At 42.6% G+C, this 21,583-nt stretch carries 19 protein-coding genes; 13 read left to right on the plus strand and 6 right to left on the minus strand.

From position 1 onward, the window contains the following. Positions 1-47 precede the first annotated feature (47 nt). Together TY87_RS02940 and TY87_RS02945 are read right to left on the minus strand one after the other, a co-directional pair. Positions 48-1,283 (minus strand): aspartate aminotransferase family protein, encoded by a 1,236-nt coding sequence (locus tag TY87_RS02940; protein ID WP_100185931.1) that lies wholly within the window; start codon positions 1,281-1,283, stop codon positions 48-50. Between the two features lie 54 nt (positions 1,284-1,337). Beyond that, complete coding sequence (locus TY87_RS02945) at positions 1,338-6,155, minus strand: NAD-glutamate dehydrogenase (protein WP_100185932.1); 4,818 nt, start codon at positions 6,153-6,155, stop codon at positions 1,338-1,340. 295 nt (positions 6,156-6,450) lie between these two features. Between TY87_RS02945 and TY87_RS02950 the strand changes: the two genes are divergently transcribed. From TY87_RS02950 to TY87_RS02970, 5 genes are all read left to right on the plus strand, one after another. Next, positions 6,451-7,470 carry a GlxA family transcriptional regulator gene (locus tag TY87_RS02950; RefSeq protein WP_072839523.1) on the plus strand — a complete coding sequence of 340 codons (1,020 nt, stop codon included), beginning with the start codon at positions 6,451-6,453 and terminating at the stop codon, positions 7,468-7,470. Positions 7,471-7,622: 152 nt separating this feature from the next. Next, positions 7,623-8,390 (plus strand): ABC transporter ATP-binding protein, encoded by a 768-nt coding sequence (locus tag TY87_RS02955; RefSeq protein ID WP_072839524.1) that lies wholly within the window; start codon positions 7,623-7,625, stop codon positions 8,388-8,390. A 76-nt stretch (positions 8,391-8,466) separates the two neighbouring features. Beyond that, a complete protein-coding gene (locus tag TY87_RS02960) occupies positions 8,467-9,225 on the plus strand; it encodes a transporter substrate-binding domain-containing protein (protein ID WP_072839525.1) in 759 nt (252 codons plus the stop codon). Positions 9,226-9,300: 75 nt separating this feature from the next. Further along, positions 9,301-9,990, plus strand: a complete 690-nt coding sequence (locus TY87_RS02965) for an ABC transporter permease (protein WP_012068831.1) — start codon at positions 9,301-9,303, stop codon at positions 9,988-9,990. Between the two features lie 3 nt (positions 9,991-9,993). Further along, positions 9,994-10,704, plus strand: a complete 711-nt coding sequence (locus TY87_RS02970; protein ID WP_100185933.1) for an ABC transporter permease — start codon at positions 9,994-9,996, stop codon at positions 10,702-10,704. A gap of 87 nt (positions 10,705-10,791) precedes the next feature. On the opposite strand, the gene TY87_RS02975 is transcribed toward TY87_RS02970, so the two are convergent. Continuing rightward, on the minus strand, positions 10,792-11,130 hold the full coding sequence (locus TY87_RS02975) for a P-II family nitrogen regulator (protein WP_012068833.1): 339 nt from the start codon (positions 11,128-11,130) through the stop codon (positions 10,792-10,794). A gap of 128 nt (positions 11,131-11,258) precedes the next feature. On the opposite strand from TY87_RS02975, the gene TY87_RS02980 reads away from it, so the two are divergent. Beyond that, positions 11,259-11,627 carry a hydroxyacylglutathione hydrolase gene (locus tag TY87_RS02980; protein WP_100185934.1) on the plus strand — a complete coding sequence of 123 codons (369 nt, stop codon included), beginning with the start codon at positions 11,259-11,261 and terminating at the stop codon, positions 11,625-11,627. Between the two features lie 70 nt (positions 11,628-11,697). On the opposite strand, the gene hemE is transcribed toward TY87_RS02980, so the two are convergent. The 3 genes from hemE to TY87_RS02995 form a co-directional block, all read right to left on the minus strand. Next, the gene (gene hemE, locus TY87_RS02985) at positions 11,698-12,798 is read right to left on the minus strand and encodes a uroporphyrinogen decarboxylase (protein ID WP_100185935.1); all 1,101 of its coding nucleotides are present in this window, start codon (positions 12,796-12,798) and stop codon (positions 11,698-11,700) included. A gap of 154 nt (positions 12,799-12,952) precedes the next feature. Further along, on the minus strand, positions 12,953-13,765 hold the full coding sequence (locus TY87_RS02990; RefSeq protein WP_232617050.1) for a DUF2927 domain-containing protein: 813 nt from the start codon (positions 13,763-13,765) through the stop codon (positions 12,953-12,955). Next, a complete protein-coding gene (locus TY87_RS02995; protein WP_100185936.1) occupies positions 13,722-14,258 on the minus strand; it encodes an NUDIX hydrolase in 537 nt (178 codons plus the stop codon). Before TY87_RS02995 ends, TY87_RS02990 begins: the two co-directional genes overlap by 44 nt. Positions 14,259-14,531: 273 nt before the next feature. Between TY87_RS02995 and astE the strand changes: the two genes are divergently transcribed. From astE to traF, 7 genes are all read left to right on the plus strand, one after another. Then, positions 14,532-15,548 carry a succinylglutamate desuccinylase gene (astE, locus tag TY87_RS03000; protein WP_100185937.1) on the plus strand — a complete coding sequence of 339 codons (1,017 nt, stop codon included), beginning with the start codon at positions 14,532-14,534 and terminating at the stop codon, positions 15,546-15,548. Positions 15,549-15,655: 107 nt separating this feature from the next. Next, positions 15,656-16,633 carry a zinc ABC transporter substrate-binding protein ZnuA gene (gene znuA, locus TY87_RS03005; protein WP_100185938.1) on the plus strand — a complete coding sequence of 326 codons (978 nt, stop codon included), beginning with the start codon at positions 15,656-15,658 and terminating at the stop codon, positions 16,631-16,633. 115 nt (positions 16,634-16,748) lie between these two features. Beyond that, the gene (locus TY87_RS03010; RefSeq protein WP_198432021.1) at positions 16,749-17,735 is read left to right on the plus strand and encodes a KpsF/GutQ family sugar-phosphate isomerase; all 987 of its coding nucleotides are present in this window, start codon (positions 16,749-16,751) and stop codon (positions 17,733-17,735) included. A 74-nt stretch (positions 17,736-17,809) separates the two neighbouring features. Further along, entirely contained in the window at positions 17,810-18,676 is an 867-nt protein-coding gene (kdsA, locus tag TY87_RS03015; protein ID WP_100185939.1) for a 3-deoxy-8-phosphooctulonate synthase, read from the plus strand. Positions 18,677-18,679: 3 nt separating this feature from the next. Next, the gene (locus TY87_RS03020) at positions 18,680-19,261 is read left to right on the plus strand and encodes a KdsC family phosphatase (protein WP_012068842.1); all 582 of its coding nucleotides are present in this window, start codon (positions 18,680-18,682) and stop codon (positions 19,259-19,261) included. Then, positions 19,261-20,079 (plus strand): 3-deoxy-manno-octulosonate cytidylyltransferase, encoded by an 819-nt coding sequence (kdsB, locus tag TY87_RS03025; RefSeq protein ID WP_442919204.1) that lies wholly within the window; start codon positions 19,261-19,263, stop codon positions 20,077-20,079. The genes TY87_RS03020 and kdsB overlap by 1 nt, the downstream gene beginning before the upstream one ends. Before the next feature lie 204 nt (positions 20,080-20,283). Then, the gene (gene traF, locus TY87_RS03030; RefSeq protein WP_100185940.1) at positions 20,284-21,555 is read left to right on the plus strand and encodes a conjugal transfer protein TraF; all 1,272 of its coding nucleotides are present in this window, start codon (positions 20,284-20,286) and stop codon (positions 21,553-21,555) included. Positions 21,556-21,583: the final 28 nt, after the last annotated feature.

A 21,583-nucleotide genomic window follows, 5' to 3' on the forward strand; every position in this document is an offset into this window, starting at 1 on the left:
TCGGACCGAAGTCCGATTTTTAAATATGTTACCTAGTACTTAATTGCTTACGCAGCTTTGTTGTTAGCTATCACTGTTGCAACGGCTTTATCAAGTCGAGCAAGGCCATCTGCAATGTCTTGTTCAGTGATAATCAAAGATGGCGCTAAACGTAGAACGTTTGGACCCGCAATAAGAACAAATAGACCTTCTTCCGCAGATGCTTTAACAATCTCGCCGGCTTTGCCTGCAAGGCTATCAATCACTTCCGCACCGATTAGAAGACCCATGCCACGAATGTCTTTAAAGACATGGTACTTTTCGTTAATGGCTTTTAGGCCTTCAACAAATAGATCGTGACGCTTCGCAACACCGCCTAATACTTCAGGCGTGTCGATGATATCAATAACCGCTTCAGCGATAGCGCAAGCCATTGGGTTGCCGCCGTAAGTACTACCATGAGTACCAAATGCTAAGCTTTTTGCTGCTTTTTCTGTCGCTAGCATTGCACTTACAGGGAAGCCATTGCCTAGTGCTTTTGCAGTGGTTAAGACGTCAGGCTTTACGCCAAGTTGCTCGTAAGCGTATAGCGTGCCTGTACGGCCTACACCGGATTGCACTTCGTCATAAACCAATAACGCATTGTATTGATCACACAATTCACGTACTTGTTTGGCAAATTCAATGTCGGCTGGAATAATTCCGCCTTCACCTTGAATTGGTTCCATCACAACGGCACATGTTTTATCGCTAATAATTGCTTTAAGTTGCTCAATGTCATTGTAGTCGCAATGCTTTATGCCACCTGGAGTAGGTTCAAAGCCTTCTTTATATTTTGCTTGTCCGCCTACTGAAACGGTAAACAATGTACGGCCGTGGAAAGACTTATAAAAGGCGATAATTTCGTTTTTTTCTGGACCAAAATTATCAAACGCGTAACGGCGAGCGAGTTTAAAAGCAGCTTCGTTGGCTTCAGCGCCACTGTTTGCAAAGAAAACGCGGTCAGCGAAGGTCTTTTCAGTCAACTTTTTGGCCAATCGTAGTGCTGGCTCATTGGTCATGGTATTTGATAAGTGCCAAAGTTGCCCAGCTTGCTCACGCATGACGTTGACTAGAGTTGGATTGGAATGACCCAATGCAGTAACAGCAATGCCGCCTGCAAAATCGATGTATTCTTTGCCTTCTTTGTCCCATACGCGAGAGCCTTCGCCACGCACTGGAATAATCGCAGAAGGTGCGTAGTTAGGAACCATTACTTCGTCAAAGGTTGCTCTCGTTACTTGTTGTGTCACTTTTCTATCCATCTCAAAAAAAGACCTCTTAAAAATAGGTGGCTGCAATGGCGGCCACCTATAGGTTTATATCAGATTTCTCAACTCACGAATAGCGACAGTTACCATAGCAAGTGTTAATTCGCTTTCGGCTTTTATTTCACTAAAAGTCGCACGGTAATGCTTGATGCTGTCATTATTTGATTCGCGCCAATGAGTCAGACGTTGTTCCAGTTTCTTGATATCGACACTGGACTGAATGACCTCTTGGGTGAGGGTTCTTAAACTATTATCCACTTCGTCGCCTAGGCCTGCTTTTGCACGACGTTGCCACATATCGTCAGCTGATAACTCACTAACTTTATGGCGCAACCAATGTAACTCTAAGTCCATTTCAAGCGCGAAGTAAGTTTGAGCGACATCTAATACTTCGGTCTCGGTATTTGCCGCGACGCGAATGATGTCTAATCCGTAGAACAGGTAATGAAGAGATGATAGTCTTTCCGCTACTTCTACTGGGATATTTTGCTCGACAAGGCTTGCTGCAATATCGGCCAGATGCGCTTGGCTAGATTCTGTCAAAATCGCCTGCATATTGGCTCTAATCACTTCAACGCCTGGTTTATAAGTGTCTTTTAAGCGTTGAATAGACAAGCTTTCGCGAGTATTACGTAATAGCCAAAGTGTTGCACGCTCTAGAAGTCCCTGAATGCGGATCAACAAGCTGTTTAATACAGGGTTAGCTACTATGAAGTCTAGACCGTTAATTGCATCCCAAAGTGCTGGAATGCCAAATATGTCTTCCGCAGCCATGTAAGCACGAACAACATTCAAAGAAGACGCGCCGGTCTCTTCTTGCATGTAGGTGCTGAAAGTTGGCCCCATTCGATTGCCTAGGTTGTTCGTCACATGTCCAGCAATGATTTCTTGAATCAACGGATGAGACGCCATTTGGCCGCCGAAGTGTTTGGTCAACTGAGTTGGGAAGTACTCATTGATTTGAGTGGTCAAGTCGACATCTTCACCAATACCGTCTTCTACCAATTGCTCAGACAATTTGATTTTCGAATAAGCCAGTAATACAGAAATTTCAGGACGAGTTAAGCCTTGACCTTTGTTTAAGCGTTTTTTGATCTGAACATCGCTAGGCAAGTACTCGATTTCACGATTTAAACGGCCTTCACGGACAAGAGATTGAATCAAACGCCAATGATCCGCTAGACGCACTGGTGCTTGCGCATTTGCCAAGGACAAAACATGACTTTGTCCGCGGTTATGACGTAATACTAGGTTACCTACTTCGTCGGTCATTTCTGCAAGCAAGCTGTTACGTTGCTTCTCGGTCAAATCGCCATTTTCAACTACGCGGTTTAGTAGGATCTTGATGTTTACTTCGTGATCCGAGCTGTCTACACCCGCAGAGTTATCGATTGCATCGGTGCTGATTGAACCGCCTTTCTGGGCAAATTCAATACGGCCTAGCTGTGTTAAGCCTAGGTTGCCGCCTTCACCAACGATTTTACAGCGAAGCTCTTTACCGTTTACACGTAGTCCGTTGTTAGCACTATCGCCTGCGTCTGCGTGAGACTCGCCTTCAGATTTAACGTAGGTGCCGATACCACCGTTCCACAGTAGATCAACAGGCGCTTTTAGAATGGCGTTGATCAAATCTGTTGGTGCCATAGATTTAATATTGCCTTCAATGCCCAAAGCTTTACGAATATCCGCATTGATTGGAATGGATTTCGCAGAGCGATTGAAAATACCGCCGCCTTTCGAAATAAGCTCTTTGTTGTAATCTTCCCAAGAAGAGCGAGGCAGTTTAAACATGCGCTCACGTTCAACAAAAGACGTCGCCGCATCGGGTGTTGGATCGATAAAGATATGCATGTGGTTAAACGCTGCGATTAGGCAAGTGTGTTTCGATAACAGCATGCCGTTACCAAATACGTCGCCCGCCATGTCGCCGATACCAACCGTGGTGAAGTCAGTTGTTTGGCAATCGATGCCGATTTCTTTGAATTGACGTTTAACGGATTCCCAAGCGCCGCGAGCCGTGATGCCCATTTTCTTATGGTCGTAACCATTAGAACCACCGGAAGCAAAAGCATCGCCTAACCAGAAACCATATTTCGCAGAAATACTGTTTGCCAAGTCAGAGAATGTTGCTGTGCCTTTGTCTGCCGCTACTACCAAGTACGGGTCGTCTTCGTCGTAACGAAGTACAGATAGTGGTGGTACCACTTCGTTTTGAACAAGGTTGTCAGTAATGTCTAGCAAGCCACTAATGAAGGTGGTGTAGCAGTGGATAACTTCTGCTTGTACTTCTTCACGAGAAGCATTCTTTTTCAATTGTTTAGCAACGAAACCACCTTTTGCTCCAGATGGAACGATGACAGCGTTTTTCACCATTTGAGCTTTTACTAGGCCGAGTACTTCAGTACGGAAATCTTCCATACGGTCAGACCAGCGTAAACCACCACGAGCGACTTTACCGCCGCGCATGTGTATACCTTCTACCCACGGAGCATAAACGAAAATTTCGAATTTCGGTCTTGGTAGCGGTACTGCTGGAATCAGTGTTGGGTCTAGTTTGAAAGAAACGTAATCTTTGACTTCGCCTTCAGAGCTGGCTTGGTAGAAGTTGGTACGCAGCATTGCCTGAATCACGGAAAGGTAGTGTTTCAGAATGCGGTCTTCGTCCAAGTTGGCAACTTGATCTAATTCTAGATCGATTTTCTCAAGCAGCTTTTGAACTTTCTCGTCACGTTTTGCTTCTTGGCTAGGGTCGAAACGTTGTTCGAATAGCTGAACCAATAGACGAGCGATGCCTGCATTTTTCTCTAGAGTTTGCTGCATGTACTGCAAAGAGAAAGGCACTTGTAATTGCATCAAGTACTTGGTCAACGCACGTAACATGGTGACTTGACGCCATGTTAAGGAAGCGCTTAGTACTAAGGCGTTAAAGCGGTCATTTTCAACACGACGGCTGAAGACTTGGTTAAACGCATCTTGGAACGCTTCTCGCTGAGAGTTTTTATCAAGATTGATATCAGCATCAACACTGATGGCAAATTCAACTACCCATGTGTTCGCTGTGCCGTCACCATTTTGGTCTAGCTCATATGGGCGAGCTTCTAGTACTCGTAGCCCCATGCATTCCAAAATAGGTAATACATCAGACAAGATAAGCGTTGTACCCGCGCCATATACTTTGAAAAAGTAATTATTCTTTGTTTGTCCAACTTGACGGTAAATATGTGTTGAAATATCACCTTCACCCGCGAGTTGTCCTAAACGTTCAATGTCTAAAACAGCTGCGTTTGGAGAGAAATCTTCACGATAAGCCGCTGGCAAATAAGGTACATAGTCGTTGAAAAGGATGTTGCCATTTTCTTCGCCATGGCTCTTATGGAGCGCCATTAGCAGTTTGTCTTCCCATGAGCTCATTGCATCTTGCATCTTACGCTGAATATCTTCTGCATCGATGGTCGGGCTTTGTTTAGGGTCCGCAATTTGAATAGTGAAGTTAACGCGCGCTAAAACAAGCTGTGAGAATTGTACGTTGAATTCAGAGCTAGTGCCGTTACAAGCGTTCATCAAGATGTCTTGCATCTTCATACGCAATTCCGTGTTGTAACGATCACGTGGTACGTAAACCAAGGCGTTCAGGAAACGGCCATAGATGTCTTTGCGAAGGAATACGCGCAATTGACGGCGTTCTTGAATGGCAAGGATGCTTTCGATGGTACCAAAAAGCTCATCAACTGGAGCTTGCAGCATCTCATCACGAGGGTAGCTGTTTAAAATGTGCTTAAGATTTTTACCCTTGTGGCTATTTGGATCCACATTGGCTTTTTCAACAATGATATTCAGTTTTTTGCGCAATAACGGAACATCTTGCAGGCGAGCGATATAAGCGGCAGATGAATACAGACCAAAGAAGCGCCATTCGCCGATGACATTGCCTTTTTTATCAAAGCGTTTTACACCTAGGTAATCAAGGTGGACAGGGCGGTGCACAGTGGAGACCGCCGTGGACTTGGTTAAAACAAGAATGTTACTAGGGTCTACTGCTAATTTAGCTAGGTTGTCTTGTAAAACGATATCGCGTTTTACTTTCTTATCGTTGATGTCGCGGAAGGTTCCTAGACCTGAGCCTTCAACCAATTTAAGGTGTGTTTCGTCGCCTTCGACCGCAAGGTCGTAAGCGCGGAAGCCGATAAAGGTGAAGTGGTCATTGGCAACCCAGCGTAAGAAATCAAGAATTTCCTGATGTTCTTCATTCTTTTTTAGATGCGCAAGTTGTTCTGATTCGCTGATAATGTCGCTTAGTTTGGCTTTCATTGTAGGCCAGTCTGCGACAGTTTTCTTTACATCGACTAAGCTGTTAAGTAGCTCTTCTTTAATTTCATCCAGCAAGTTGATGTCGGACAAACGATCGATTTCAAAGCGCATCAAGGCTTCGTGTGATTTTGAAGACGAATTGATGCCTTGTAGTTCACCTTTTTTATTACGATCAACTGGTACGACTGGGTGCGCTGTTAGGTGAATTGTGTGGCCAAGACGAACCAGTGCCATATTGAAAGATGAGACAAGGAAAGGCATGTCATCCGTTAAAATTTCGATAACGGTATGGGTAGATTGCCAGCTGTGCTCTTCGTAGTTCGGATTGTAGACACGAACCTTAGGTTGGTTTACTGGGCGTTGCTGTAAGAAATCCCATAAGCAGATAATTGTGCCGTATAGATTTTCTATCGACTCATTGACCAAATCTTCCGTTAAAGAGTCCTGGAAGTAGAGGTGGGCAAGTTGAATCAAGTTGTTCGCTTCTGCAGTGCTAAAGTTTTCGTTTATTTCTACTTCAACACGTTCGATTAATTCGTTTTTTTTGTAATCAGTCATTAGAACTCATCCCTCGTGAGTGGTGTTCTTAATAAAACTAGTTGTTAATGCAATTTTACGAAAGTATTCGGTTTGGACTCTGGATATGATTATTATGAAAATTTCACTCCTTTGATAGCTACTAACTTATCTAATTGCGACATATTGTTATGATGTCTGGTTAATCGGACTAAAAAAGCCTTGCTCAATACGAAAAAAACCTTTGTTATCCATTTTAAACGAAATAAACTCCTTTTTTGTCTATAGTTCGCAGGATAATATTTTGTACAAGACTGAATTCGCATCAAGAGAAATCATGCAGGCAAGTAAAAAGCCGTTAAAATACGGTTTTTTGCTCTTGCCACACTATTCTATGTTGGGTTTTTCTTCCGCTATTGAAACATTACATATGGCGAACTGGGTGACAGGAAAAGAGCTTTATTCTTTTTGTACTATTAGCCATGAAGAAAGAGAAATTCCTTCAAGTACGGGGGTTACAACCGTTTCAGACTATCTAACAAGTGATGCGCCAAGCGATTTAGATGCTATTTTTGTGTGTGGTGCATCGCCAGTGATAAAAAACGAAAGTCTGACTTTAGAAAATTGGATAAAAAAACAAGCAAAAAAACAGGTTGGACTTGGTGGGGTATGCACAGGAAGCTATTTATTGGCGAAAGCCGGACTATTAGATGGCTACCGCGCCACGATTCATTGGCGCAGTCTTGCTAACTTACGAGATGAATTTTTACAGACGATCGTTTCTAATCATCTTTTTGAAGTCGATAGAGACCGTTATACTTGCAGCGGTGGTACAGCGGCGATGGATATGATGCTTTTTCTTATAGGTAAGCAGCACGGTATGACGCTTGCTAGTAGTATTTCTGAGCAATTTGTTTGTGAGCGAATTCGTACGCATGAAGATCCGCAAAGAATTCCTCTTCAGGCTCGTATTGGTACAGGTCAACCTAAGCTCGTTGAAGCAGTTCAGCTAATGGAAGCAAATATTCAAGAGCCATTGTCATCTGATGATATTGCTTATCATGTTGGTGTTTCTAGGCGACATCTAGAGCGACTGTTTAAAGGTAATTTAGATATTGTGCCGTCGCGTTATTATCTAGAATTACGTTTACAGCATGCTAAGCAATTGATCACTCAAACGGATAAAGCAATTACAGAGATTGGTGTGGAGTGTGGATTTGGATCTGCGCCTCATTTTAGTACAACCTACAAAGGTTTTTTTGGTATTACGCCAAGAGAAGAACGTAATAAAATTCATAATAAAAGCGCTACCCCTGTCCAAATGGACAAGAAAAAGAGGCGGCTTTGGAAAAAGTAACTTAAAATACGGGTTACATTGTTCTTGGCGTGATTTTTGTATTCTACTTGATTGCGTAAGCTGATTGTTTGATTAGCTAGTTGCCAATTAAAGAGTTGCGTTGTTATCACGGTAAAAATAATAAGTTCATAAAATAAAAGAAGGTATAAAACATGTCGAAAGTCCCGGCGTTAGAGCTCATTGATATCCACAAAACGTTTGGTGATATTGAGGTGTTAAAGGGGATTTCCCTAAAAGCTTACGATGGTGACGTCATTTCAATTCTTGGTTCTAGTGGCTCAGGTAAAAGTACTTTTTTACGCTGTGTTAACCTGCTTGAGAACCCCACCCGAGGCGATATTCTTTTTAATGGTACTAAACTTGATTTGATTCAAGGTGAATCGGATTTAGTCGCCAACAACATGAAGCAACTTACTCAAATGCGCCAGCAAATAGGCTTTGTCTTTCAAAGTTTTAATTTATGGCCGCACATGACGATTTTACAGAATGTGATGGAAGGACCGCTTCATGTTCTAAAACGTCCTAAGCAGGAAGTCGCTGAATACGCTGAGCATTTATTGCGGAAGGTCGGTATCGCAGAGAAAAAGGACATGTATCCTAATCAACTTTCTGGTGGTCAACAGCAACGTGTTGCTATCGCTAGAACATTGGCTATGGATCCTCAAGTGATTCTGTTTGATGAGCCGACATCAGCGCTAGATCCAGAGCTAGTAGGTGAAGTGCTGACTGTTATGCGCAATTTGGCAGAAGAAGGGCGTACTATGCTTATTGTGACACATGAAATGAACTTTGCCCGTGAAGTATCTAGTGAAGTTGTGTTTCTGCATCAGGGTGTGGTGGAAGAAAAAGGCACGCCTGATCAAGTGTTTGGTTCACCAAAATCAGAACGCTGTAAGGCGTTTTTATCCAGCGTTTTTTAGTTAATATTTCGTTATTCAAGCAATAAACTCTAAAATATAAAATGATTAAATAAACAAATACACTAAGGGGATTACAATGAAATTGAAAAAAATGGTTTTGGGTTCAGCGTTGTTGTTAACGGCAGCATTGTCAGCTGTTTCCGTACAAGCTGCAGATAAAGTTCGTTTCGTAACGGAAGGGGCTTGGGCACCGTTTAACTTTATTGACGAAGCTGGCAAGCCACAAGGTTTTGACGTTGATATTGCTCGCGCATTGTGTGCAAAAATGGAAGCTGATTGTGAAATTCTAACTCAGGATTGGGATGGTTTGATTCCAGGACTTAAAGTACGCAAATTTGATGCGATCATTGCGTCTATGTCTATCACTGAAGATCGTTTGAAAGTTGTCGATTTCACTAATAAATATTACTCAGGCGGTTTGCGTTTCATGGGGCGCGTTGGTGAAAAATTTGATCTTGCTAAGCTAGACGGAAAAACCATCGGTGCGCAGCGTGCTACTCTAGGCGCTCAATATCTTGAAGACAATTTCGCTGGTAAAGCTAACTTGAAATTCTATGATAACCAAGACAACGTTTATCTAGATCTTATTTCTGGCCGTTTGGACATCGTGTTATCCGATGAATTGCCAACTTATAACTGGTTGAAAACATCAGAAAGCGGTTCTAAATTTGAATTCAAAGGTGATGCCTTCATGAAAACAGACAACATTGCCATTGCTATTCGTAAGGGCGATGACAAGTTGAAAGCGAAGTTGAATAAAGCGCTTGATGCCATTCTGGCTGACGGTACTTATCAGAAAATCAATGCTAAATACTTCCCGTTCTCTATCTACTAAGTGTAGATATTTCTTAGAGTTTCTCGGTACTAACGTGCCGAGAAACCTACTTTAAGCTTACTCTGAGAAAAAACTATGATTGATCTTCATGGATTCGGTGATCAGCTGCTGCAAGGTGCTGTTGTTACCTTGGAGCTAGCGCTGTCTTCGCTGTTTGTTGGTTTGATTCTGGGATTATTAGGCGCTTCTGCTAAATTATCCTCTATCGCAGTTATCCGATGGATCGCTAATGGTTATACCACTATTATTCGTGGTATTCCTGAACTGCTAACTGTGCTTATTATTTATTTTGGTGCCACCAGTGTTTTGATGGCGATAGCGGGTTTATTTGGTTACGACGAATATATTGAAGTTGGTGCATTTGCGGCGGGTGTGACGGCACTTGGTTTGACGTTTGGTGCCTATGCAACAGAAGTGTTTCGTGGTGCTTTACAGTCTATTCCGAAAGGGCAACATGAGGCGGCAATCGCTCTAGGAATGGGGCCAATTCGAAAGTTCTATCGTATTATTTTGCCGCAGGTATGGCGAATTGCACTGCCTGGGCTAGGGAATTTATTTCTGGTTTTGCTAAAAGATACCGCTCTGGTGTCTGTTGTCGGGCTAGACGATATTATGCGTAAAGCCAATATTGCAGTGAGCAGTACCAAGCAAGCGTTTTTGTTTTATTTGGTCGCGGCATTTATGTATTTGGCTTTAACCATTATCTCTATGGTGTTCGTATCCTATATGGAAAAACGAGCGAGCCGTGGTTTGAATAGGGGATAATGTATGGATTTTTCGGTTGTTGTTGAATATTTTCCTCGTTTGCTGGAAGGAGCTTGGGTTAGCCTTCAGTTAGTGCTTATTTCTATTGTGTTGGGTGGTATTTTTGCCTTGCCGATTGCTTTAGCAAGGATTTCACCGGTTGCATGGATTCGAGCGGTACCTTTTGCTTATATCTTTTTCTTTCGTGGAACACCGCTGTTGGTTCAGATCTTTTTGGTGTATTACGGCGCATCACAATTTGATGCAGTTCGAGATAGTTTCTTATGGCCAATACTGAGAGAGCCGTTTTGGTGTGCCATTATTGCCTTTACACTGAATACCTCTGCTTATACCGCTGAGATCTTCCGTGGCGCGATTCAAGCGATTCCGCAAGGTGAAGTGGAAGCATGTAAAGTAATTGGCATGACAAAGTTTCAGATGTACCGACGAGTCTTATTGCCTCGTGCATTTGGCATCGTGTTACCGGCTTATGGCAACGAGATTATCTTGATGCTAAAAGGCAGTGCATTGGCCAGTACTATTACCATTTTGGATTTAACGGGTATGGCGCGAACCATCATTGCTAGAACCTATACTCCGATGGAAATTTTCTTGGCGGCAGGTGCTATCTACTTGGTGATTAGTATTGTGATCATTGCTATCTTTCGTCAGATTGAGTTACGTCAAAATCGTTACTTGGGAACCCTGTCTATTAAGGTTCCTGATAAAGGTTAGCACCAACGATTTTGCAAAAATAAAAAAGAGGCCGAGGCCTCTTTTTTATTTTATAGCAATTAACTGCCCAAATTAGATGGCAATAGCTTAGATTGCTTCGGCACCGGTTTCACCAGTACGAATACGGATGATTTGCTCTAGTGCAGTAACGAATATTTTCCCGTCACCAATTTTGCCTGTATTCGCACTGTGCTGGATAGCTTCAATTGCGCGTTCAACCATGTCTGTTTCGACAGCAAGTTCTAGTTTTACTTTTGGTAAAAAGTCGACAACATATTCTGCGCCACGGTAAAGTTCTGTATGGCCTCGTTGGCGCCCAAAACCCTTCACTTCTGTGACGGTAATGCCGTTAATCCCAATTTCAGAAAGTGCTTCACGCACCTCATCAAGTTTAAAAGGCTTAACAATGGCCGTAATTAGTTTCATTTCTTTTCTCCATACGAATAAAGCATTAATTAGTCTAAAAATACCACTCTATTGTAAAAGTCGCTACAGGCTCGATGATTATGATCTACATTTAGTGAACATATCTTCATAGGAATGGAGTGCTTGGAATGAAAAAAATAACATCAAGCGAGTATTTTATAGCGGGTTCGGAGTCTTTTTTTGCTGATACTGCCGCTTTATTGTCTAACCGGGTCGGTGTGCAATTATCCAGTGTGTCTTCGCCTCAAAGCCTTGCCTGTTATCAAGCCAAAGGCACGAGTAGTAATTTGCAGCTGAGGCTAGTATTGATACCGCTTGCCAATGAGCGTTTATTGGGACGTTTGTCTTGGTTGGACTGGCGTGGTGTTGATCACGTTTGTTGTTATGTGGATGAGGCGTTTGACACTCTGGTAATGGCGTCAGATGGAGTTTGGAAGAAACAGAAGAAGAGTGCTGAAGAATTATGCTTGCAGGAATATGAGTCTTTAGTGGTTTAACCTTAATAGAATTTAGTCCTCTAGTTCTATTAAGGTTAGCGTTGATTGATGATGGCTTATAAATAGGCTCTTAAAGGCCGTTTAAAGCGTCTAAGTCATCATATTTAGGTTCGTGGTACTTTCGTCCTAGCTCGTGAACCGCATCGATCAAGTATTTTGGATGATCAGGGTTCACAAATTGGTGGATGCCGTGACCTAGGTTAAATACATGACCGCTGCCTGTGCCGAAGCCAGACAAGACGTTTTCGACTTCACGTTCGATGACATCTTTACCAGCATAAAGTACGCAGGGGTCAATGTTGCCCTGTAACGCAACACTGTTGCCAACGCGAGCACGCGCTTCTGCAATATCTGTTGTCCAATCTAAACCAAGTGCGTCAGGTCCCGTTGCGGCCATGTTTTCTAGCCATTGACCGCCATTTTTAGTGAACAAAATAACGGGGATTCTTTTGCCTTCGTGTACACGAATAAGGCCGTCTAGGATTTGCTTCATGTAGAGCAAAGAGAACTGTTGGTACATTGGACCGCTTAATACGCCACCCCAAGTATCAAAAATTTGTAGCGCTTGTGCGCCCGCTAATATTTGACCGTTAAGATACGCTGTAACAGATTTAGCCAGTTTGTCTAACAACGCATGTAAGGTCTCAGGTGAGCGATACATCATGGCTTTGATGTGACGGAAGTCCTTACTAGAACCACCTTCTACCATGTAAGTCGCAAGTGTCCATGGGCTACCGGAAAAGCCGATCAACGGCACGTCGCCATTTAAAGCATGACGGATCGTAGTAACGGCTTTCATTACGTAACCTAAGTCATTCGCTGTCGTTACTGGGATGGCATCAACATCGGCTTTGCTACGAATAGTATGTCTAAACTTAGGGCCTTCGCCCGTTTCAAAATACAACCCCAATCCCATAGCGTCGGGAATGGTGAGTATGTCTGAAAACAAGATTGCAGCGTCTAAGTCGTAGCGTTTAAGTGGCTGAAGTGTAACTTCGCAGGCGAACGCATCGTTTTTGCAAAGGCTCAAAAAATCACCAGCTGTGGCGCGGCTGGCGCGGTATTCTGGTAAGTAGCGTCCAGCTTGTCTCATCATCCATACAGGGGTTGTATCGACAGGTTGTTTGAGTAATGCGCGCAAGAAGCGGTCATTTTTGAGCTCTGGAAACATTAGGACTCTCCGATATGAATTTTCAGTTGGCGCATTTTACCTAAGTTGGGCAGGAAAAGCAGAGTGAATAAGCACAATTTATGAGATGGTCGTTGAAAAGGCTAATTATATTGATCTATGGCAGGGTTTACGGATTGATTTTTCACGAGGAAAGTTAGTCACCTAGGTAGGTTTTTAGACTGTATTTTTGGACACGCTGAGCCGCATTTTCTATGTCTTTATTGGCGTGTAGCTCAGCTAAGACTTTAGGAAAAGCTGCCTTTGTTTGTGCAACATCCATTCCAGGTTTGAGATGGGAAGAGTAGAGAGCTTTAAGTAGTAAATAATCCAGTGGGCTAAGGTAGGTATCTACGCTGACATCATTAAATACAGATGGAAAAACATCATTGGAATCATTAGGGAGTCCCAGCAGCTGGGTGATTTCTTCCACTATACAGTCCAAAAAACGTGCTTTTCTGCGTGCATAATCAACAGGAATAATAATACTTCCCTTGGTTATTTCGTATTTTCCATTACGACTAAAATTTCCTAGGCAAATGGCTTCGTTGAGCGCTGCGCGAATTTTTTCTGGGTCGCCAATATATTGCCTGACTTTGTTTTCGATATTGTCGTAGGTGGTGAAAATAACAAAAATATTTGCTTGTTTAGGATCATTGGTGAAGTCAATAGACAGCCCCGTTATATGAGCAAGGTGCTGAGCGTGGACACTTAGTAGTTCTTTTTGCAAGCTAGCGTCTCCACTGTCGCTTTCAAAGAACAGTTTAATGGGTTTGTTCCAGCGGATTAATTTAGGGTATTTGGTTTCTTTGTATTCACGCTCCAAAGCAATTTTAATAAAACTGTCTTGGATGTAGGCATCGTTTTGCCAGCGTTCCTCACTCAAAGCGAATGAGGAAATAAAAAAAGTTAGTAGCCAAAAAGGACTAAAGCGGATCATCAAGCTGAGGCTGAGTAAGTTTATTTGCATAGTGCTGTAATGCACTAAGCGAGTCGGGTGTAAATGGCATGTTATCGGCATTATTGAGTATGCTGTCGATACTCATTTCATGAACGGAAGCGACTTCCTTGGGCTGTAAGGTTAGTTCACCATGCAGCGCTGCATCATAGTGACAAGTAAAAATCTTGCCCCAAATTTTAAAGCCTTCGCCTTCGGTGAAAAATACGCCTTGGCTTTCGAGTGGCGCATCAAACCCTAGCTCTTCTTGAAGTTCTCTGTGGGCCGAATCGATATAAGATTCGCCTTTTTCAACCACGCCACCAGTGGTTACACCGTAAAAACCTGGGCAAAAAGCTTTATCATCGGTTCTTTTTTGAATGAGTAAATTTCCTGCCGTGTTGAACACCAAAATATAAGTGACACGATGATAGTCTCTGCCAAAATTCATTAAGTGTCGTGGCACATCGCCAATTATCTTGTTGTTTTCGTCGACTAAGATAATGACTTCGTCATTTTCGGGCATAAAATACTCTATTTAAAAGTGAATCTGGTAGAAAGCAAAAGGGTATCGGCATTTGTCTTGAAAGAAAAGACTTCTTGGTCATTAAAGAAAAGTGAATAGCTCAAGATAATAGACCCACTAGAGAGCGTAAGGTGTCGAGAAAGCGACCTATTTTTGCGTATTATGTACGGCTTGGCATTATTTGCCTTATTATTTGACGGAAAGCGGTATCATTAACGCTTATTTTTAGGTCGTATTTTGCAATGAAATTGATAGGGAAAGTTGGTAGGAAAAATGCCCATTTTGAACAATGATTTTTTAGCCTTAACACGCGCAAACCAAGATAGTATCGCACCTTTTCGATTTTCTTTTCCAAGTGGAGTCGGCTTTGTTGAAGACACTGGGGTTTTACGCCTTGAGCCTAAACAACCTAGTGTGATCAGTCTTGTTTTGTCTGTTGGCGTACATGGTAATGAGACCGGTCCTATTGAGCTTGTAAATCAATTGGTTACCGGCATTCTAGAGGGTAAGGTTTCATTAAATATCCGGTTGTTGGTATTAATTGGTAATCCTGTTGCAGCAAATTTGGCAAAACGTTTTTGCGATGTGAACCTAAATCGCTTATTTCGTGGTGCTTGGCAAGAATACGATGGCTTTGAAGCTAAGAGGGCGCAGCGCCTAGAGCAAGCAGTTTGTGACTTCTATTCGCTTACTGAGAATAAAACGGATCAAATAAAGCTGCATTACGATTTACACACTGCGATTCGTGGTTCCGTTCATGAAAAATTTGTCGTTTATCCCTATGTTGAAAATTCTATATATAACAAAGAGCAATTGGCGTTCTTGGCAGCAAGTGGGATTGACGCTGTTTTATTGTCACATCAACCAACAACGACCTTTTCCTATTATAGCTATGCTGTACACAATGCTCATGCGTTTACGGTAGAACTTGGGAAAGTGTATCCGTTTGGCGAAAATGATTTGTCACGCTTTGCCGATCTGGAGGCCAGTTTGACTCTATTGTTGGAAAAGGGCGTTTTAGCACAATCCTCCGTGTCTAGTTTGCATGTATTTCGTGTATTGGACAGCTTGGTGAAAGACGATGACAGTTATGAACTCAGTATTGCGAGCGATGTAAAAAACTTTACTCAGTTTGAAGCGGATTATCGCATGGCTCGCTCTGATAAAAGTGACTACTACATCAAGCAAACTGGTGATGCTATTGTATTTCCTAACACCAACCTTCCTGTTGGGCAGCGTGCGGGTTTGATGGTTCGACCGATAGCGCTTGAGGATTTACAGCTAAATTAAGTTGTGCTTACCATGTATATAAAAAAGAGATTTAAGCTAAAGCGCTTGAATCTCTTTTTTTTATATCGTATTGTTACGTTATAACATTAATTTAACGGTACTAAATAATGAATAAACTTCTTTTGGCCTTGGGTGTTTCAGCCTTGACTCCTCTAGCGTTGGCTAAACCAGTAATAGTTACCAGTATTAAACCTGTTTCTATGGTTGTTGCGGCGATTGCAGGTGATAAAGCCGAAATTCAACAGATCGTTTCTAGTACAGCATCACCCCATGATTTTGCCATGCGTCCTTCGGATCTGAAGAAAATCATCAATGCTGACACCGTCGTTTGGGTTGGTGAGTCACTAGAGCGCTTCTTGGAAAAACCGCTTGAAAATGCTGGCAAAGAAGAGTCGTCAATTGAATGGCTTGCTTTAGATGGGATGGCATTGCATAACTTCGCTAAAGAACATCATCATGATGAGGATGAAGCAGAAGAAGTGCATGACGACCATGAAGCACACGGCGACCACGAACACGGCGATCACGAAGAGCATGGTGATCATGACGAGCACGAAGGTCACCATCATGACGGTGTAGATCCGCATGTTTGGCTATCACCTGATAACGCTAGAATATTGGCAAAAGCTGTGACTGCTCGTTTAGTGTCATTGGATTCTTTGAATGCTGAGTACTACAAAGGAAACTTAGCGTCTTTTGAAAAAGGTCTTAGTGCTAAAGATGCTGAAATACGTAACGCACTTAATAAGGTAAATAAAGTGCCTTACATTGTGTTCCATGATGGTTATAGCTATTTCGAACAGCATTACGGCTTGAGCCACGCAGGTGAAATTACTGTCAGCCCAGAGCGCAAGCCTGGCGCGAAAAAAGTAGCTGAAATCCGTCATGAGATCCAAGAAAATAAAGTACAGTGTGTTTTTAGTGAGCCGCAATTTAGCCCCGCTATAGTGAAAACTTTGCTGGAAGGGTCGGATGTGAAAACAGCACCTTTAGATCCATTGGGTAGCAAAGTGAAAATGGGCACAAATGCCTACTTCTCATTTTTAGACAGTTTGAGCGGGCAATTCCTTAGCTGCTTAGGTTAATTCCTCCAGATCTACCAAGAGTAAGTGATGAAAACTTGCTCTTTGGTAGGCGACCCGCTTCCTCCTCTGTATAATGATCCCATTTTACGATTATTACATTGAGCAGCGAGGCTTTATGAGCGATCTATTTAATTTGAGTGCCGATTCGAGTACCCACTCAGATATCCTTATTGATAGTGCTCGACGTACTTTATCAACACAAGCTCAAGCTCTAGCCAATTTAGCCAATCAAGTCACTGAAGAATTCCCCAAAGCCGTTCGAATGATTCTTGCAAGCAAGGGTCGTACGATTATTTGTGGCATGGGGAAATCTGGTTTGATCGGTAAGAAAATTGCCGCCACATTAGCCTCGACAGGTACGCCAAGTTTCTTTCTCCATCCGGGTGAGGCTTTTCATGGCGATTTAGGTATGATCCAGCCTGAAGATGTCTTAGTGCTGATTAGTTTTTCTGGTGAAACAGAAGAACTGATGCGTTTACTGCCTTCTCTAAAAAGTTTCGGAAATCCAAGTATTGCCATGGTAGGAAACATCGATTCTACTTTGGCGAAACATTGCGATTGCGTACTGGATCTTTCTATCGATAAAGAAACTTGCCCAAATAATCTAGCGCCAACCACATCGACGACCATGACAACAGCGATGGGCGATGCTTTAGCTGTGGCTTTGATGGAGTGTCGCAATTTTCAACCACAAGATTTTGCCCGTTTTCACCCTGGTGGCAGCTTAGGTCGTAAACTATTAACTCGTGTTAAAGACCTAATGCACAAAGATAATCTGCCGATTTGCACGCCAGAAACCACATTAAAAGACGCTATTTCCGTCATGACTCATGGCAGAATGGGTGTTGTATTGATTCAAGAAGCGGGTAAGTTGCTGGGTATCTTTACCGATGGGGATTTGCGTCGTGCCATGCTTAAAGAAAGTGAAGGCATGATACATAAAACCATGGCAAGTTTGATGACAGCGAATCCAAAAACTATCAATGAGAATGTGATGATAGTGCAAGCCGAAGAGCAAATGCTGCGTGATAAAATCACCTTGCTGGTAGTCGTGGACGATGCGAAAAACTTGTCCGGAATTTTAGAAATTTACGATCGATAAAAAATATTCAACTAATTTTACGCCGCTTTAGACGTGTTTAGAGTGAGCAAATCTAGATTAAAAATGGAGTTCTCATGACGCAGTCATCTCAAGAATCAAAAATCATTAAAATTGGTAGCAAAATTGAAGTCGCTAACCACCTTCCTTTTGTTTTGTTCAGTGGCGTTAACGTATTAGAGTCTCGCGACTTGGCAATGCGTGTTGCAGAAGAACATGTAAAAGTGACGGAAGCGCTGGGTATTCCTTATGTATTTAAAGGCTCCTTTGATAAGGCGAACCGTTCGTCTATCAATTCTTTTCGTGGCCCAGGCATGGAAGAAGGTCTAAAAATTCTGCAAGAGATCAAAGACACCTTTGACGTGCCAGTGATTACCGACGTACATGAAGCTTACCAATGCGCTCCAGTGGCTGAAGTAGCTGACGTTATTCAATTACCTGCGTTCTTATCTCGTCAAACCGATTTAGTGATCGCGATGGCGAAAACAGGCGCCGTGATTAACATTAAAAAAGCGCAGTTCCTAGCACCTCATGAAATGAAACATATTCTTACCAAATGTGAAGAAGCGGGTAACAATAACCTAATGCTTTGTGAACGCGGCACCATGATGGGTTATAACAACTTGGTGGTAGACATGCTTGGCTTTGGCGAAATGAAAAAATTTGGTTACCCAGTGATGTTCGACGTAACTCATTCTTTGCAGCGCCCTGGTGGTCGTGAAGATTCTGCAGACGGCCGTCGTGCGCAAGTAACCGAATTGGCTCGTGCGGGTATGTCACTTGGCTTATCTAGCTTATTTTTAGAAACACATCCAGATCCTGATAGTGCAAAATGTGATGGTCCATGTGCTTTGCCTTTGGGTAAATTAGCGCCATTCCTTAAGCAAATGAAACAGCTTGATGAATTGGTTAAAACATTTGAAGTATTAGATACGAGCGTTTAATACATGGATGCGGCTTTTCTTTCTTCTTATCCTGCGCTAGATAATGATCAAGGTTTGCTTGCTAAGCTGCAAGCCTTGAAATTGGTGGTTTTTGATGTTGATGGCGTACTAACCGATGGTCGTCTGCTTTATACCGAGCAAGGCGAAACCATAAAACGCTTCAATGTAAAAGATGGCGTGGCAATGAAGCTGCTGCCAAAGTGGGGCGTTCAGGTTGCGGTGATCACCGCGAAAGACTCTGCACCATTAAGGCAGCGGATGAAAGAGCTAAAAGTAGAGCATTTTTATCCCGGTTGTCATAACAAAGCCGAAGCGTTTGATGAGTTGGTCGAGCGTTTAGGAATTACACCAGACCAAGCCGCATATGTGGGTGATGATGTGATTGACCTTCAGGTTATGCCTAAGGTTGGCGTTGCTTTATGTCCCGCTGATGCGCATATTTTATTGCAACGTCATTGTCCGATTATACTCAGTAAAGCTGCCGGTGAAGGTGTCGCTAGAGAAGTCGCTGACATGGTGTTAGCCTCTCGAATGTCCTTAGAACACGCTTATGAATTGGCTCAAAAGCCGGAGTTTGAAAAATAATGACTGACTCTTTAGATACAATGACTGGTTCTGCAACGCTACCTGATTTTCACATAGTGATTCCTGCTCGTTACGCTTCTCAGCGTTTTCCGCAAAAACTTATGGCTGATCTAGGTGGTAAACCTGTTCTGCAGTGGGTTTATGAGTTGGCATTAAAAGCCGGCGCACAATCGGTGACGATTGCCACGGATCATCAGCTCATAGAAAAAGCGGCAATAGGTTTTGGTGCTTCAGTGGTGATGACTCGTGATGACCATGAAAATGGCACAGAGCGCCTTGCTGAAGTCGCCGCAAAAATGGACTGGCAGGGCGATGAGATTGTTGTCAACGTGCAAGGTGACGAGCCATTTTTGCCAGTGAACTTAATTCATTCGAGTGTAATTGCATTAAACCAAGATAAAGAAGCCGAAATGGCAACGGTCGCTTGCGCTATTGATCAAGTCGAAGATTTCTTTAACCCTAACGTGGTGAAAGTGGTTTGTGATGAAAAGCAGCGTGCGCTGTATTTTAGTCGTTCGCCTATGCCTTGGGACAGAGACGGCTTTGCCAGTAATCCTGATAGAACAGGTTTGTTGCCAGTTAGCTTTCCTGCACTTCGTCACATTGGTTTGTATGTTTACCGTGCTAGCTTATTAGCACGATATGCAGATTTGCCTATGTCGCCATTAGAGCGCTGGGAAAAGCTTGAGCAGTTACGCTTTTTGCATCAAGGCATTAAAGTACAAGTGGCACTGGCGGATGGTTTGCCAACTCATGGTGTTGACACACCGGAAGATTTGGAAAAACTTAGGTATCAGCTTTCTTTGGATAGTATTTAGTAAGTTAATCTAGATAGTTACTCTTCTCTAATTAAAATAATAAAAAACGATAACCCTAATTAGGCTTATCGTTTTTTTATTATTAGTGCTCTTCTACATATTCTAAGATGATAAATGTGCAATTAAAGTGTATGGAAATGGTGATTTTTTGGTTCTTTTTTGCTATTTTTTTACATAGTTTTTATCTTTTTAGAGGGCGTTTCTATGAAAAAAATCGTACTTGCTTCAGGTTGTTTATTTAGTTCTACCATTTTTGCCGCGATGCCCGTTAATCATCCGGTAGGCTCCAGCTTTACTTTAAGCAGTGCGCCAAACATCAGGGCGTTATCGACTGCACTTGGAAATCCAGCTGCGCCTTTTTTGATGGTAAATCAGGAAGATAACGATAGTTTTCGTTTTGGTATTCTAGGTCCATTGAGTGTGGGTGTTGAAATGGGCGATGTGAGTGATCTTGATGATCGTGCAGAAGAGTTAGAGGATCTCATTGATAACTCGAATGCTGGAAACGCTGCTGCAAATAAAGTTCGTGCCGATAAAATACTTTCCGAGATAGGCGAAACCGCCTATGTAAAGACGTCGGCAAGCCTGCAAGTTCCTTTTATGCCATTGATTTATAAAACTAAAAAAAATGGAGCTTTTATCATTGATGCTAGTATTTCGGGGGTTGCTAGAGCGAACGTTATATCTGATGAGATTACAAATACGGGAACAGAGTTAACAACAGACACCTCATTCCAAGCCAAAACCGCAACAGATTTGCAAATTGGCTTGGGTTATAGTCAAGCAATGTGGAAAAACGATCATGGTATGTTGATTGGTGGAGTAAAAGCCAGCCTACATGATATTTCAATGGGACGAGCACTAGTCTCTTTAAATGATAAAAATGATAACGCTGACGATGCTATATCCGATGCCATTTCAGATGATGCAGTCAGTAGTACTGGTGTTGGTATTGATTTAGGTGCAGTTTGGGTCTCTAACAATTATCAGGTAGGGATCACGTTTGCCAATATTAATGAGCCAGAATTTGACGGAGCGCCTATTAATCAAAGTTGTGCTACTGAAAGTTGTGCAGCCGCGGGGCGTTTAGTTAATAAAGGTAAATTAACGGCCACAGAAGATTATGTCATGGAAATGCAAACAACAATCGATGCGGCAGTATCCACCAAAGGCAAACAAGTAACTTTGGGGTTGTCCTACGATACCAATGAAGTAAAAGATGCTGTGGGTGATGAATATCAATGGGCTGCTGCCTCTTTGTCTTACTACGGTGATTCACATTACCTACCAGGCATTCGTGTTGGCTATCGTCAGAATATGGTCGGTACTGAGCTTAGTTATGGCACATTTGGTCTGACTTTTCTTAAGCGTTTAAATGTTGACCTTGGAGTTGCATTAGAAACAGTTGAAGATGAAGATGGTGATGAATTGCCGCGTAGTGCTTATTTGTCAATTGGCTACGATACAGCGTTTTAAAGTGTAAAGAATTGATAAAGAAAGCCGA

It is taken from the genome of Marinomonas sp. BSi20584 (genome assembly GCF_002792415.1).
Classification (GTDB): Bacteria; Pseudomonadota; Gammaproteobacteria; order Pseudomonadales; family Marinomonadaceae; genus Marinomonas; species Marinomonas polaris.

Bases quoted from the DNA above. Each gene is read 5' to 3' on its own strand.
- TY87_RS02950 (WP_072839523.1), top strand. From the start codon at position 6,451: ATGCAGGCAAGTAAAAAGCCGTTAAAATACGGTTTTTTGCTCTTGCCA.
- TY87_RS02940 (WP_100185931.1), bottom strand. From the start codon at position 1,283: ATGGATAGAAAAGTGACACAACAAGTAACGAGAGCAACCTTTGACGAA.
- TY87_RS02960 (WP_072839525.1), top strand. From the start codon at position 8,467: ATGAAATTGAAAAAAATGGTTTTGGGTTCAGCGTTGTTGTTAACGGCA.
- TY87_RS02990 (WP_232617050.1), bottom strand. From the start codon at position 13,765: ATGCAAATAAACTTACTCAGCCTCAGCTTGATGATCCGCTTTAGTCCT.
- TY87_RS02955 (WP_072839524.1), top strand. From the start codon at position 7,623: ATGTCGAAAGTCCCGGCGTTAGAGCTCATTGATATCCACAAAACGTTT.
- TY87_RS02970 (WP_100185933.1), top strand. From the start codon at position 9,994: ATGGATTTTTCGGTTGTTGTTGAATATTTTCCTCGTTTGCTGGAAGGA.
- hemE (WP_100185935.1), bottom strand. From the start codon at position 12,798: ATGTTTCCAGAGCTCAAAAATGACCGCTTCTTGCGCGCATTACTCAAA.
- TY87_RS02975 (WP_012068833.1), bottom strand. From the start codon at position 11,130: ATGAAACTAATTACGGCCATTGTTAAGCCTTTTAAACTTGATGAGGTG.
- TY87_RS02965 (WP_012068831.1), top strand. From the start codon at position 9,301: ATGATTGATCTTCATGGATTCGGTGATCAGCTGCTGCAAGGTGCTGTT.
- TY87_RS03020 (WP_012068842.1), top strand. From the start codon at position 18,680: ATGGATGCGGCTTTTCTTTCTTCTTATCCTGCGCTAGATAATGATCAA.
- traF (WP_100185940.1), top strand. From the start codon at position 20,284: ATGAAAAAAATCGTACTTGCTTCAGGTTGTTTATTTAGTTCTACCATT.
- TY87_RS03010 (WP_198432021.1), top strand. From the start codon at position 16,749: ATGAGCGATCTATTTAATTTGAGTGCCGATTCGAGTACCCACTCAGAT.
- TY87_RS02980 (WP_100185934.1), top strand. From the start codon at position 11,259: ATGAAAAAAATAACATCAAGCGAGTATTTTATAGCGGGTTCGGAGTCT.
- znuA (WP_100185938.1), top strand. From the start codon at position 15,656: ATGAATAAACTTCTTTTGGCCTTGGGTGTTTCAGCCTTGACTCCTCTA.
- astE (WP_100185937.1), top strand. From the start codon at position 14,532: ATGCCCATTTTGAACAATGATTTTTTAGCCTTAACACGCGCAAACCAA.
- kdsB (WP_442919204.1), top strand. From the start codon at position 19,261: ATGACTGACTCTTTAGATACAATGACTGGTTCTGCAACGCTACCTGAT.
- TY87_RS02945 (WP_100185932.1), bottom strand. From the start codon at position 6,155: ATGACTGATTACAAAAAAAACGAATTAATCGAACGTGTTGAAGTAGAA.
- kdsA (WP_100185939.1), top strand. From the start codon at position 17,810: ATGACGCAGTCATCTCAAGAATCAAAAATCATTAAAATTGGTAGCAAA.
- TY87_RS02995 (WP_100185936.1), bottom strand. From the start codon at position 14,258: ATGCCCGAAAATGACGAAGTCATTATCTTAGTCGACGAAAACAACAAG.